Below are 13375 nucleotides of genomic sequence, written 5' to 3'. Positions count from 1 at the left end.
CTTTGAAATCAGGCTCAAATCCTATTCAACCATTTCCGGGTCACGGGTTTCACTTTTACCTGACTGATAATCGGGGAACCGAAAAACAACACCGTCATTCTCGATATCGACCAGAACAGAACCACCCTTTTCAAGTTTGCCAAACAGCAACTCTTCGGCCAGCGGCTTTTTAACATGCTCCTGGATAACCCGACCAAGGGGACGGGCACCAAACGCCGGATCATAGCCACGATCAGCAAGCCAAGTGCGCGCAGCCTCTGTCAGCTCGATAGAGACATTGCGATCCGCCAACTGAACTTCAAGCTGCAAAATGAACTTATCCACGACCATCTTGACAACGTCTGCTTGCAGATGGGTGAACGGAATAACCGCATCCAGACGGTTGCGGAATTCAGGGCTAAAGGTACGCTTGATCGCCTCTTCATCCTCGCCAATACGCTGGTCCCGCATAAATCCGATGGCGGGTTTCGCCATATCCGATGCACCGGCATTGGTGGTCATCACCAGCACAATATTACGGAAATCAACAGTCTTACCGTTATTATCCGTCAGCTTGCCGTGATCCATTACCTGCAGCAGGATATTGAACAGGTCGGGATGGGCTTTTTCAATTTCATCAAGCAGCACCACCGCATGGGGATGCTGATCGACGGCATCAGTTAAAAGACCACCCTGATCAAAGCCGACATATCCAGGAGGCGCGCCAATCAGACGCGAGACACTATGGCGTTCCATATATTCGGACATGTCGAACCGCACAAACTCGATCCCCATAACATGGGCCAGCTGTTTGGTAACTTCGGTTTTACCAACCCCGGTCGGGCCGGAAAACAGATAAGACCCAATCGGCTTTTCAGGCTCGCGCAAACCGGCACGGGCCAGCTTGATCGCGCTTGAAAGGGCCTCGATGGCTTTATCCTGACCAAACACCACCGTTTTCAGGTCACGTTCAATATTTTGCAACGCCTTGCGGTCATCACTTGATACCGACTTGGCCGGAATACGGGCTATTTTGGCAACAATTTCCTCGACATCACGCTTGCTGATCGTGCGTTTGCGCTTGCTGGGGGCCACCAGCATCCGCGATGCACCAACCTCGTCAATTACATCAATCGCACTATCAGGGCGCTTGCGGTCGTTAATATAGCGTGACGCCAGCTCAACCGCCGACCGAATAGCTTCGTTGGTGTATTTAACGTGATGATGTTCTTCGTAATAAGGCTTCAGACCCTTGAGAATCTTGATGGTATCTTCCAGCGATGGTTCATCAACATCTATTTTCTGAAAACGACGCACAAGGGCGCGGTCTTTTTCAAAATGACCCCGGAATTCCTTGTAAGTCGTCGACCCGATGCACCGCAATGCGCCACTGGCAAGGGCAGGTTTCAAAAGGTTGGACGCATCCATCGCCCCGCCTGATGTGGCACCGGCCCCAATCACAGTATGAATTTCGTCAATGAACAGCACGGCATTATCATGCTCGTCCAGCTCCTTGACCACAGCCTTCAGCCGTTCTTCAAAATCCCCGCGATAGCGCGTACCTGCCAAAAGCGAACCCATATCAAGGGCAAAGATCGTTGCACCCAACAAAACTTCCGGCACATCACCATCAACAATACGTTTGGCAAGCCCTTCAGCAATGGCGGTTTTACCGACCCCAGGGTCACCAACATAAAGCGGATTATTTTTGGTTCTGCGGCACAAAACCTGAATGGTACGGTCAATTTCGCTCTGCCGGCCAATCAGCGGATCAATTTTACCTTTTTGCGCCTTAACATTCAAATTAACGCAATAAGCCTTTAGCGCTTCGCCTTCCTTGGCCGCACCTGGCTCGTCGGTATCCTGTGCGCCAGTGGCACCCAGGTCTTCTTCGGCGCCGCGCGGAATACGACGTTCATTAAGTTCAGGCGTTTTGGCAATGCCATGCGAAATATAATTCACCGCATCCAGCCGCGTCATATCCTGCAATTGCAGGTAATACACCGCATGGGATTCACGTTCGGAAAACAGGGCAACCAGAACATTGGCCCCCGTTACCTCTTCGCGGCCCGAAGACTGAACGTGAATGGCAGCACGCTGAATAACACGTTGAAAACCGGCTGTCGGCTTTGGGTCAACCAGACGGGCGCTGATCAGGCCCGAAAGTTCGCTGTCGGCGAAATCACGCAATTCATTGCGCAACCGGTCAACATCAACCCGGCATGCCTTGAACACAGCGATCGCATCCTGATCTTCGGTCAGCGATAGCAGCAAATGTTCCAGCGTTGCATATTCGTGTCGCCGTTCGGATGCATATGCAAGCGCACGGTGCAGGCTTTCTTCCAGATTACGCGAGAGCATGTATGACTACTCCTTCTCTATCGTGCACTGCAACGGGTGCTGGTTCTGGCGTGCCAGGTCCATCACCTGATTGACCTTGGTTTCAGCGATTTCATAGGTAAACACGCCACAAATCCCTACGCCCTTGCGATGAACCTGCAACATGATTGCCGTCGCTTCTTCCCGTCCCTTTCCAAAGAATTGTTCCAGGACGAGAACGACAAATTCCATCGGCGTGTAGTCATCATTGAGCAACAACACCTTGTACATTGCCGGTTTTTTGGTTTTCGGCCGTGTCTTAGTTACCACTCCCGTGGTCGGGAGGCCGTCACCCTGATTGCCCTGATCACTCATAACCTGCTAACCGGAATCCTTTTTGTTGCGCTTTGTAAAACATGATAGGTCAACATGCCTCTGTTTCAAAGCCCCGTAAACTCAGTCCACGAAAACATTACTCATTTACATGTCATGTAAGGTGCGAATGCGGCGACGCAAGATGCAGAAGTGAAACTTGGCCGCCCGAAGCAACACCAAATTGTGAACGCTGCGTTCTGGCCCAAATGCACAAAACGGGTGCGATCATCGACCGCACCCGCCCTGTTAGACATCTTTTCCGCACAGCATGAAACCAGCTGTGCGCGGTATATTATTTCGTGGCAAATGCCGTGTCAGCTGGCAGCTTTGTTTTCCCAGCTTTTCCCGATCAATGACACACCATCATTCCACATACCCAGCCAGATTTCCTGAATACGGGAATGTTCTTCAAGGGCACCATCGACCATCCGCTTGACGATACGGGAATTGATTTCCTGCACATCCTCAATTTTTTCTACTTTGGAAAGAGCCTCGACATCCGACTGCGCGGCATCAAGCTCGCGCTGCATCCAGGCCATCCACTCCTTACTCAGAAGTCCACCGGTTTCCACCATTTTTGACGATGCCTGCATCATGCCGTCCCAGTTGGCGAAATGCGACTGGAACAGATCTTCATACTGGCTGGTAAGATGTGAACCGGCATCCGAATAAAGGTCGGTCTGGTCTGATACGGCATCAACCAAACTGGCAAATGCTTCGTTTGCGGCTTCCTGTGCCGATGTGATCATTTTAACAACATCATCAGACTGCCAGGCTTCAAAAAGCTGCGACACCGGAACCAAAGGCACGGGAATTTCAGCTTCGACCTTTTGAGTAACCTTTACCGTGTCGTTCGCGGCAGAATCATCAAGGCTTACTTCAACCTTGCTCACCGGCGTCACCATTTCGGCGGTTACCGGCGCAATAATTTCAGGGGCCTTGGGCGCCTGTTCGGCAGCCTTGTTTACCGCCGCTGTTGCGGCCTGCGTTGCGCTGGTTGCGGTTGCCTTTGCAACCTCGGCCTGCTTTGCAGTTGCCGACTTCACGGTTTCAGCGGATTTTGCCACGCTATCGGATGCCGCCCCGGTCGCTTTGGCGGCAGTAACATTTGCCGATTTTTCAGCAGGCTTGCTTGCCCCGGCAGCAGCGGCACGTTGCGGTCGCGATGCTGCCTTTGCTGGCGTCTTTGCAGACGAAGCCGGAGTTTTCCTCGCCGCGGAAGCAGCAGGTTTGCTTGCGGTTGTCGCTGGCGCAGCCTTGCTGCCCGAAGCGCTACCGGAAGGCGTTTTTGACGCGGCCTGCACAGAAGCGCCAGACGAGTTCTTCGCAGATGCAGCACCGGCTGTCACTGTTTTCGCAGATGAGTCAGGAGCCGCAGCCGACGCAGTCGCTTTTGCGCTGGATGCTGACGGTTTATCGGATTTAGCAGGCACCTTTTTCGGGGTCGTCACCATTGTGCCGTCCTCCATTTACGAGTTTCAGGATAGCCATATCGATGTTGCAATGCAGCAAAACCTTAGATGGAAACGCGTAAAACGTCAAGGATACTTTCGTGACATTGAATTCACAAAACAACCCGCCCGGGAAATACCGTTGAAAAACAAACGGGCTGGCAAATGCCAACCCGTTTATATTCTGTTTTATTGAAGAGTATTTCCCCGAACAGTCCGATAAAAATTACGGTCCTGCTCGTCACGGTCATGTCCGATGGTTGGATCCGGGCTTAATGCCACGTCCGGGTCCGGTGCCGGTGGTAACGGGTCCACCTGTCCCGCAACCTTTTGCAGAACAATCGGGAAATGCAGGTCTCTTAAATCATCATCACCATTGGCCCAGGCTGCCAGGGTTATTTGTTTTTGCGAACAGCCCAACGCTACCCAGTAATAGTTTTCCGAATGCAAACGAAGACCGTCCCGATTCTGGGTGCCAAAACCATCTTCCTGCATCGCGTCAGTCAATGTCAGATATTGCTGGCGCGTCAATGTCTGGCGCACAGGTTCACCGCTGAAAGCGCCAAGTGGTGATCGTACAGACACATTCATTTCGCTTACATCAAGGGGACCAAACATATGCGAAACCATCGAGAAGTTATCGGTTCCCGTTTGCGGCGTAACATCAAATGTCCGCACATCCTTATAATAATCGGCATTATAAACAATGCGAATCCGCCCTTCGGCCTCGCCCGCTGAACAGGCAGTTCGCAGATCATCGCCATTCAAATATGAAAACCAGCTTGCCTTGCGCACAACCGGATTCGCAATGTCACTGGTCGCGGTATAGCTGCAACCGGCCAAAATTGCGGCTGCAGACACCGCGGAAACAAACTTCAGGAATCCAGCCCGCTTTGACGCTATATCATTGTGCGGTCTATGTATTTCTGTGGGCATTTTTACCTCTGTTTTGACAGACTCGATCACAAGTCATAAACTTACGTGCAATTGGGGCATCGGCAAGGCACATTGACCTGTCAGTATTCTTCATTCCGTTAAGCATTTTTTTAGTCGGAACTGGCATGCTGGCCTCAACCGTCTTGGGGATACTCGTTAACCGGACATTGTTTATGATTTCTCTGTTCCGCGTCGGCCCTGCCATGCCGACCAGACAACCAGACTCCGCTGACTTTTCGCCATCACGCATGACGGGCCGAGGGCTTTTATGCGTGATGGGCATGGTTTTGTTCGCCTTGCTTGCGCTCCCGATGATAAGTGCGCCTGCCGTCGCGAGGACCTATACCGCATTAATTATTGATGCCGAAAGCGGCCAGGTGCTGCATGAATATCGTGCGGATCAAAAGGTTTATCCTGCGTCACTGACCAAAATCATGACGCTTTATATGCTGTTTGACGCGCTTGATAGCGGCAAGGTCACGCTGGCAACCCGCATGCCGGTTTCCAAACGGGCGTGGGGCCAGGCACCGTCAAAACTTGGCGTTCAACCCGGTGACACCATCGCGGTCAAGGATGCCATTCTGGCGTTGGTCACCAAATCGGCCAATGATGTTGCCGTTGTGATTGGCGAATATCTGGGGGGCACGGAAACCAAGTTTGCCCAGATGATGACGTCGACCGCGCGCAGAATCGGCATGAAAAGCACAACTTTTCGCAATGCATCGGGCCTGCCCAACCGGGGGCAGATGACCACGGCGCGCGATATGGTTCGTCTCGCCTTGCGCCTGCGCAATGATTTTGGTGACTATTATCACTTCTTTTCAACGCAGAAATTTACTTATGGCAACCGCACTTATGGCAACCATAATAATCTTCTGGCGTCGTACTATGGCACAGATGGCATCAAAACCGGTTTCATCAACGCATCGGGTTTTAACCTGGTGGCATCGGTCAAACGCGATGGCAAACGCCTGATCGGGGCCGTATTTGGTGGCCGCACCGCCCGTTCGCGCGATGACCAAATGAAAAAACTGCTTGATAAAGCCTATGTCGAACTAAAAAAAGATGGTGAAATTATTCCGCCGCGGCCGCGCATCAGCCCGGAAGACAAAATTCTTCCTGCAGACACGCAATTGCTGATCGCCAAGCTGAATAACGCCAACGAGGGGCAAATTCCCGGTCACATCGATACTGACACCATCGTCACCCGCATAAAGCCAACACAAGGCGGCTGGGGCATTCAGGTTGGTGCCTTTAGCGACCAGCGCCGCGCCCAGGAAGCCGTCTTGACCGCTGCGCGCAGTGCCCCTGAAATTTTACGCCTAACCCGTGCTGCCGTTGAGCAACAGGAATCAGACAGTGGCGTTGTCTATCGGGCACGGCTGATTGGGTTTGGTGCCGAGGAAGACGCACGCAGTGCCTGTGCCGCCTTACAACGCCAGAACATGGCCTGCATTCCTGTCGTCACACCTGACGACGCCGGATAAGCACGACCCGAATATCACAAGCATTTTTGATCAGGGCTGCCAAATTGGCAGCCCTTAATCTTTGGCGTAACCCGCGGAGCAAAGAACGGAACTAAAACTTTCCGCCCTCCTTACCACGGTAAGATGGCTGTTACGTCCCAAGCCAAGTTAATAAGCCCGCATCAAACAACGCCCCATTACGGGTTATATCGACCATACATTATGCAGGCGTAAGTTTGAGACATCCGGCACGACGTATCTCGTGAGATGCTCGGACTGACAGAAATCATTTCCTTTATCGCAAACCATGACCTGCCGATGACACCATCGTGAACTGGTTATCCTTCTATAAATAACGTTCGGAAAGAAATTGAGCCCGAAGGTGAAATACCTTCGGGCTCAACCGGATCCAGCCAAATTTCAGATCAAAAACTCGCCTTAATGACCGCCGCCCGCGGCAAAGAAATCGGCACTTTCAAGCCCGCTTTTCTGTAATTGGGCCGTTACCTGCCCTTTAAGGCGTTCAAGCCCGGCATCATCAGCAGCCTCGCACCGGGCAACGATCGCAGGTTGGGTATTGGATGCCCGAAGCAGCCACCAGCCATCTTCGGTACGTACGCGCACACCATCAATGCCGTTTACTTCGGCATCCGTCCCGGCCAAGCGATCACGAACTTCCTCGATCAATGCGAACTTGCGATCATCAGGGCATTCAATACGGGTTTCCGGCGTGTTGACGGCAACCGGCATTGCATCACGCCAGACATCAAGGCTTTTGCCACTTTGCACCAGAATACGATACAGGCGGACGGCAGCATAAGTCGCATCGTCATAGCCGTAATACCGTTCAGCAAAGAAAATATGGCCGCTCATTTCACCCGCAATCGGGGCCTTTTCCTCGATCATTTTGGTTTTGATCAGGGAATGACCGGTTTTCCACATAATGGCATTGCCACCAAGTCGGGTCACTTCGTCAAACAATGTCTGACTGGCTTTGACGTCGGCGATAATTGCACCACCCGGAACGCGCTCCAGAACATCGGCTGCATAAATTTGCAACAGCTGGTCGCCCCACAAAACACGACCCTGACCGTCGACCACGCCGATGCGGTCACCGTCGCCATCAAAAGCAACGCCCCAGTCCGCATTATGTTTGGCAACGGCGGCTTTTAAATCGACCAGGTTGGCTTCAACAGTCGGGTCCGGATGATGATTGGGGAAGGTGCCATCAATGTCATCAAACAACAAATGATGGGTGCCGGGCAATTTTGCCGTCAGCTTGCGCACGACATCCCCCGAAGCACCGTTGCCACAGTCCCACACAATGGTCATTGGCTTGGCAACGTCAATGTCGAGTTCATCGACAAGGCGATCAACATAACGATCCTCGATATCGATATCATCAAGGCCGCCGGCACCAACTTCAAAATCACCCTGTTCGGCAATCCGGCCCAATTCCTGAATGGCGGCCCCAAACACCGATTTTCCGGCATTCAGCATTTTAAAGCCATTATAATCCGGCGGATTGTGCGAACCGGTCACCATAATGCCGGCATCAGTTTTCTGATTATATACCGTAAAATACAGCATCGGCGTCGGGCCACGGCCAATACGCAGCACATCGCAACCGGTGGTACGAATACCCTTGATCAGGGCATCAGCCAGATCTGGCGAGCTTAACCGGCCATCGCGGCCAACGGCGACACGGGTGCCGCCGCTGCGGCGAACCATTGTCCCAAACGCACGCCCCAACGCATGGGCGTCTTCCTCATGAAGGGTTTTGCCTACAACGCCGCGCACATCATATTCGCGCAGCATCGAGGGATCAAATTTATGGCCATCCGAAGCGGTCATAGGTCAATTGCCTCCAATTGTGCCGCGACCAACACAGCTATATTCAAAGCCATGTTCTTTCATCTCGCGCGGCTCATACACATTTCGCAGATCCACCACCACAGGTGATTTCAAAGCAGCTTTTACGCGTTTCAAATTCAATCCGCGGAATTCGTTCCATTCCGTCAGGACCACCATGGCGTCCGCACCTTCGATGGTTTCAAAGGCCGTTTCGCAATAGGTCAGCCCCTCAAGAAGTTTTGCAGCTTCTTCCATTGCCTCGGGGTCATATGCCCGCACATTGGCCCCTGCCGCAATCAGCACCGGGACAACATCCAGACTGGGAGAATCGCGCATATCGTCGGTATTGGGTTTAAATGCCAAACCCAGAATACCAATGGTTTTCCCCGCAACAGAACCACCACAAGCCGCAATAACCCGGTCCGCCATTGCTTTTTTGCGGTCGTTATTAACAGCAACCACCGTTTCAATAATGCGCAGCGGCGAATTATGTTCCTGTGCTGTCCGCACAAGCGCCAAAGTATCCTTGGGGAAGCATGACCCGCCATAACCAGGCCCCGGGTGCAAAAACTTTTTGCCAATGCGGCCATCAAGGCCAATGCCGCGGGCAACATCATGCACGTCAGCACCCACTTTTTCGCACAAATCGGCGATTTCGTTGATGAAGGTAATTTTAGCTGCCAAAAATGTATTGGCCGCATATTTGATCATTTCCGACGTTTCACGTGTAGTAAAAACAATTGGCGTTTCGATCAGATAAAGCGGACGATACAGATCAGACATAACCGTGCGCGCACGTTCATTGCTGGTGCCAATAACCACCCGGTCCGGGCGCATGAAGTCGCCAATTGCCGATCCTTCACGCAGGAATTCGGGGTTGGAAACAACGGCAAATTCCGCATCAGGCCGTTTTTCCCGAATAATCCGTTCCACTTCGCGCCCCGTTCCCACCGGAACGGTCGATTTGGTCACGATTACGGTAAAACCTTCCATTGCTTCGGCAATTTCTTCCGCCGCAGCATAGACATAGCTTAGATCGGCATGGCCATCGCCACGGCGCGTCGGCGTGCCAACCGCAATGAAAACAACATCGGCATCCTTAACACCTTTTTTCAGGTCGGTGGTAAAATGCAACCGGCCCGACTTGACGTTATTCTCAACCAGAACATCAAGGCCCGGCTCGTAAATTGGCATGATGCCTTGCTCAAGGCGTTCGATTTTGCTGACGTCTTTGTCTACACAAATAACGTCCGTACCGAATTCCGAAAAGCAGGCCCCGGAAACCAAACCGACATAGCCGGTGCCAATCATTGCAACATGCATGGATGTTTTACCCCATTAAAACACTGACCGGGGGTCTGTGCCCCCGGACATTCAATAAAATCTGTTATTTCGCGGCTTCAAGTTCGGCGAATTCCTTGATCAGGGTGCGCATATCATCGCGCAGATCCGGTCGCTCAAGCGCGAAGGCCAGTGTTGCTTTCAAAAAGCCAACCTTGTTACCGCAATCAAACCGTTGCCCTTCAAACCGATAACCATAGAACGGCACCTTGCCGATCATGGCAGCCAGCGCATCGGTCAGCTGAATTTCATTTCCTGCCCCGCGCGGAATCGATTCCAGCACATCAAAAATACCCGGATCGAGAATATAACGTCCAATCGCCGACAGCGTTGACGGCGCGTCTTTCGGGTCCGGTTTTTCGACCATGCCACACGCACTGACAAGGCGGCCATTCGTACCCTCGACTTCCAGAACGCCATAGCGTTTGGTTTCTTCACGCGGCACATCCATAACCGCAACCATATTGCCGCCCGTGCGGCCATAGCTTTCAACCATCTGCTTCATGCACGGCGTTTTGGACTGAATAAGGTCATCGGCCAGAAGCACAACAAATGGTTCGTCCCCGACCAGGGATTTCGCACATAAAACAGCATGCCCCAGACCAAGCGGGTTACCCTGCCGGGTATAAGTCACCCGGCCATTTTCGGGGATCATCGCCAATGCCGTTTCAAGGGCATCATGTTTGCCGCGCTCCATCAGAATCGCTTCAAGTTCGGCTGAACGGTCAAAATGGTCTTCGATCGCGGTTTTCCCACGACCGGTAACAAAAATGAATTCTTCAATACCGGCAGCAATTGCTTCTTCCACCGCATACTGGATCAGGGGTTTGTCAACAACAGGCAGCATTTCCTTCGGCATAGCCTTGGTTGCTGGCAAAAACCGCGTCCCCATGCCCGCCACCGGGAAAACCGCCTTTTTAATACGTTTGGTCATCTTTTATTCCTTTGTTTTTGGCGGCGACGGATGCGCTAAATCTCTCAATTTGCAGCAAGTATCTATCGCTTTTGCCACAATTTCAGATCATTGATCAAGCTGCCCTTCCGGGGGATTACATCAATCGCCACAATTTTGTAATAACACGTGCCGTGCTGCATTGACCCGGGATGCCAGATAGTCCGATCCGCCATGATCAGGGTGTACCGCCTTAATTAACGTTTGATAGGCGCGATTGATCTCGGCGCGGTCCGGATTTTTTCCCAAACCCAGAATTTTACAGGCTTCCGTGACATCCATCCCTTCTGAGCGAAATCCGCGAGTGCCTCCATTTTGTTCATGCTGTGACGAACGGCCTTCCGTTCGCTCTGCATCGTCCCACTGTCGCCAGCCCTGACAATCACTGCGACGATCCAGATATGTCTCAAACACTGTCCGGCTTTGATCTTGTGCATCGCAACATTCAACATATAAAAGTTGCAGTTCGTCAAGTCTCAGGCGGTCAAGGTCGCGTCCGGCAAATTTCCCGGCAATGACCTGTCCCCCCAGCCGACCCGAGCCATGCTCAAGCTGCATCACCAGAAGCTGTGTCCTGATTTCAGAAAAGCGGCCCGTGCCGGTACCGTCATCATCAGCACCTTGCGGGTTCGCTCCCCGGCCCCAACCATGGGCACCAGCGAACATCTTCTTGAAAAATGGCCACAATAAGCCAATTTTGAGGACACGAAAAAGAAATGGTATGGCGGCAACAAGGGCCGCAACCATGGCTGCCAGTTTGCCAGTCAGCAGCAGCCAAAGCCCCACAAGCACCAGAACAATTGCAATCAACCCAAAGCCCAATTGCCGGATATCAGCCGGTTTTGCGTTTGCCAACCAGCGCAAAACAAACCCTGTGGCGACAAAAAGACCAATACCAAGCAAAAGCCACTGCATCAGCGTTTCCGTCGCAATTGATCGGTAAGAAAATGAATATCAGACGATGATTTCGTTTTATTATAATCGTTTAGCGCATCGAACCCGCCTAGAATAAAGGACGCAACCCCGCCAAGGAAATCGCGCAAAACAGATGCTGCACTGCCGTCAAGACGGGCAAAGGCACCATTCCCCAGACGGGCCATATCACGAAAAACTTTTGTTGCATCGCTGTCACGGCCATCCTGAAAAACAAAAACCCGTGTGCCGGAAATGCCAAGTTGACCAGCCAGATGCGCCAGATCATCCGCCGCTTCCTCAACACAGTCACCAACATAAACCAGGGCATTAACCGGGTGGTCGGGCTGTTTTTTGTTCTGATTAAGAACATGGTGCAAAACCCGGCCGATCTGGGTTTGACCCGCGCGACATTGCACCGCATTCATTTTAGCCCGCAACTGGCCCGCGTCCCGGCACCAGCCGCTGGCCTTGCATTCGCCAAAACCGCGAAAAAACACCAATTGAATATCAAGCGCGCCCATCTGCGCCACCGCATCAAACATCTCGGATTGAAGGTGCGCAGCCATATCCCAATGGGGCTGGCGGCTGGCAGTTGCATCCATTGCGAATACAATTCGCCCTTGCGCCGGCCCCGACGCCGGCGCACTACCGGCAACAGACTGCGCCTGCCTGACAAAGCTGGCAATATCCTGATCCGTTGACACGGTTGAAACGGCCTTGTCCTTGTCCGCCATTATCCTGCCGATACGTAATTTCAGAACCTGGATTGCACCCGTTATCAGATTGGCAGTTCTTCGCCATCACTCGGGGTAAAGCCGATAACTTCAAGTAACTGCCGCACTTCCTGGCGGGCGGCCATATGCGACATACTTAAAGTAATACCAATGCCTTTTTCGCGCAAATCAAGAAGCGTCAATCCGTTAAGGAACAATTCGCGATAGATCACGCGTTCGCCAAAACCCGGCGCCACACGGAAATGAACCCGGGTTGCCAGTTTGTCGAGGATTTCGGCAATATCGCGTTTGTTACGTGCGTCAAGATGCGACAGCCGATTCCGCATCACGATCCAGTCGATGGTTCCACCATCGACCGCCGCCCGGCGCTTACGCGCATCCCAAACCATTTCGGCATAAAGGCTGGGGCCTTTCACATCGAGGGTTTCGGGGTCAATACGGGCCAGCATATCAAGGTCGATATAGCTGTCATTAATCGGCGTAATCAGCGTATCGGCACAGGCATGGGCCAAACGCGAAAGGTAATTGTCACTGCCCGGGCAATCCATCACGACAAAATCGTGATTAACAACCAATTCGCCAAGAGCACGGGTAAAACGTTCGCGTTCATCGTGCTTGGCGGCCATCGCATCGCCATCTTCGCTGCGATAGATTGGATAATGAACCGGCATTTTTAACGAAAGACTGCGGGCGGTATTAAAAGCCTCGCGGTTCTCGACATAGCGGGTCAGAGTTCCCTGCCGGGCGTCGATATCAAGCGAGCCAACAGAAAAATCCATTTTCAACAAGGCAACGATCAAATGCATGGCCGTCGTTGATTTACCCGACCCACCCTTTTCATTGCCAATTACAATAACATGCGCACGTTTGCTGCGGCCGCCTGTTGTACTGGCATCGCCCTGGCCCTTGATTTCGGTCATGGTGGCGGTTGCGTCCCCCGTCATTACGCGCTGCTCCGTCATTTCGTTCTGAAAACCAAAAGTCCCCATCGCTCGTGAATGAACGCCTTTGCCATCAAAAATCAAGCATAAAGACGCAGATGTCACGGGGCAA

Annotated in this window: 12 protein-coding genes; 2 read left to right on the top strand and 10 right to left on the bottom strand. The window is 52.4% G+C overall.

Annotated elements, in window-relative coordinates; translation table 11 throughout:
* Positions 1–21: 21 nt before the first annotated feature.
* From clpA to J4E05_RS20020, 3 genes are all read right to left on the bottom strand, one after another.
* Entirely contained in the window at positions 22–2340 is a 2319-nt protein-coding gene (gene clpA, locus J4E05_RS20030) for an ATP-dependent Clp protease ATP-binding subunit ClpA (RefSeq protein WP_349599344.1), read from the bottom strand.
* A 6-nt stretch (positions 2341–2346) separates the two neighbouring features.
* Positions 2347–2673: an ATP-dependent Clp protease adapter ClpS gene (gene clpS, locus J4E05_RS20025; protein ID WP_085588813.1), complete on the bottom strand. Its 327-nt coding sequence runs from the start codon at positions 2671–2673 to the stop codon at positions 2347–2349.
* A 314-nt stretch (positions 2674–2987) separates the two neighbouring features.
* Positions 2988–3740: a phasin family protein gene (locus J4E05_RS20020; protein ID WP_349599341.1), complete on the bottom strand. Its 753-nt coding sequence runs from the start codon at positions 3738–3740 to the stop codon at positions 2988–2990.
* A 190-nt stretch (positions 3741–3930) separates the two neighbouring features.
* On the opposite strand from J4E05_RS20020, the gene J4E05_RS20015 reads away from it, so the two are divergent.
* Positions 3931–4320, top strand: a complete 390-nt coding sequence (locus J4E05_RS20015; RefSeq protein WP_168184833.1) for a hypothetical protein — start codon at positions 3931–3933, stop codon at positions 4318–4320.
* Here J4E05_RS20015 and J4E05_RS20010 read toward each other — a convergent pair.
* The gene (locus tag J4E05_RS20010) at positions 4314–4985 is read right to left on the bottom strand and encodes a hypothetical protein (RefSeq protein ID WP_349599339.1); all 672 of its coding nucleotides are present in this window, start codon (positions 4983–4985) and stop codon (positions 4314–4316) included. The two genes, J4E05_RS20015 and J4E05_RS20010, sit on opposite strands and share 7 nt — an antisense overlap.
* A gap of 248 nt (positions 4986–5233) precedes the next feature.
* On the opposite strand from J4E05_RS20010, the gene J4E05_RS20005 reads away from it, so the two are divergent.
* Positions 5234–6547, top strand: a complete 1314-nt coding sequence (locus J4E05_RS20005) for a serine hydrolase (RefSeq protein WP_349599338.1) — start codon at positions 5234–5236, stop codon at positions 6545–6547.
* Positions 6548–6964: 417 nt separating this feature from the next.
* Here the strand turns inward: J4E05_RS20005 and pgmG are convergent, their stop codons facing one another.
* The 6 genes from pgmG to J4E05_RS19975 form a co-directional block, all read right to left on the bottom strand.
* The gene (pgmG, locus tag J4E05_RS20000) at positions 6965–8380 is read right to left on the bottom strand and encodes a phosphoglucomutase/phosphomannomutase PgmG (RefSeq protein WP_349599336.1); all 1416 of its coding nucleotides are present in this window, start codon (positions 8378–8380) and stop codon (positions 6965–6967) included.
* Between the two features lie 3 nt (positions 8381–8383).
* Entirely contained in the window at positions 8384–9703 is a 1320-nt protein-coding gene (locus J4E05_RS19995; protein WP_349599334.1) for a UDP-glucose dehydrogenase family protein, read from the bottom strand.
* A gap of 64 nt (positions 9704–9767) precedes the next feature.
* Positions 9768–10655 (bottom strand): UTP--glucose-1-phosphate uridylyltransferase GalU, encoded by an 888-nt coding sequence (gene galU / locus J4E05_RS19990; RefSeq protein ID WP_085588824.1) that lies wholly within the window; start codon positions 10653–10655, stop codon positions 9768–9770.
* A gap of 120 nt (positions 10656–10775) precedes the next feature.
* Positions 10776–11588 (bottom strand): J domain-containing protein, encoded by an 813-nt coding sequence (locus J4E05_RS19985; RefSeq protein ID WP_349599331.1) that lies wholly within the window; start codon positions 11586–11588, stop codon positions 10776–10778.
* The gene (locus J4E05_RS19980) at positions 11588–12322 is read right to left on the bottom strand and encodes a VWA domain-containing protein (RefSeq protein ID WP_349599328.1); all 735 of its coding nucleotides are present in this window, start codon (positions 12320–12322) and stop codon (positions 11588–11590) included. Before J4E05_RS19980 ends, J4E05_RS19985 begins: the two co-directional genes overlap by 1 nt.
* Positions 12323–12366: 44 nt before the next feature.
* On the bottom strand, positions 12367–13242 hold the full coding sequence (locus tag J4E05_RS19975; protein WP_210402845.1) for a division plane positioning ATPase MipZ: 876 nt from the start codon (positions 13240–13242) through the stop codon (positions 12367–12369).
* Positions 13243–13375: the final 133 nt, after the last annotated feature.

The organism is Thalassospira sp. NFXS8 (assembly GCF_040148805.1).
In the GTDB taxonomy this organism is placed as follows: Bacteria; Pseudomonadota; Alphaproteobacteria; order Rhodospirillales; family Thalassospiraceae; genus Thalassospira.
The sequence above is the reverse complement of the archived record's forward strand: the minus strand, read 5'-3'. Positions and strand labels throughout refer to the sequence as shown.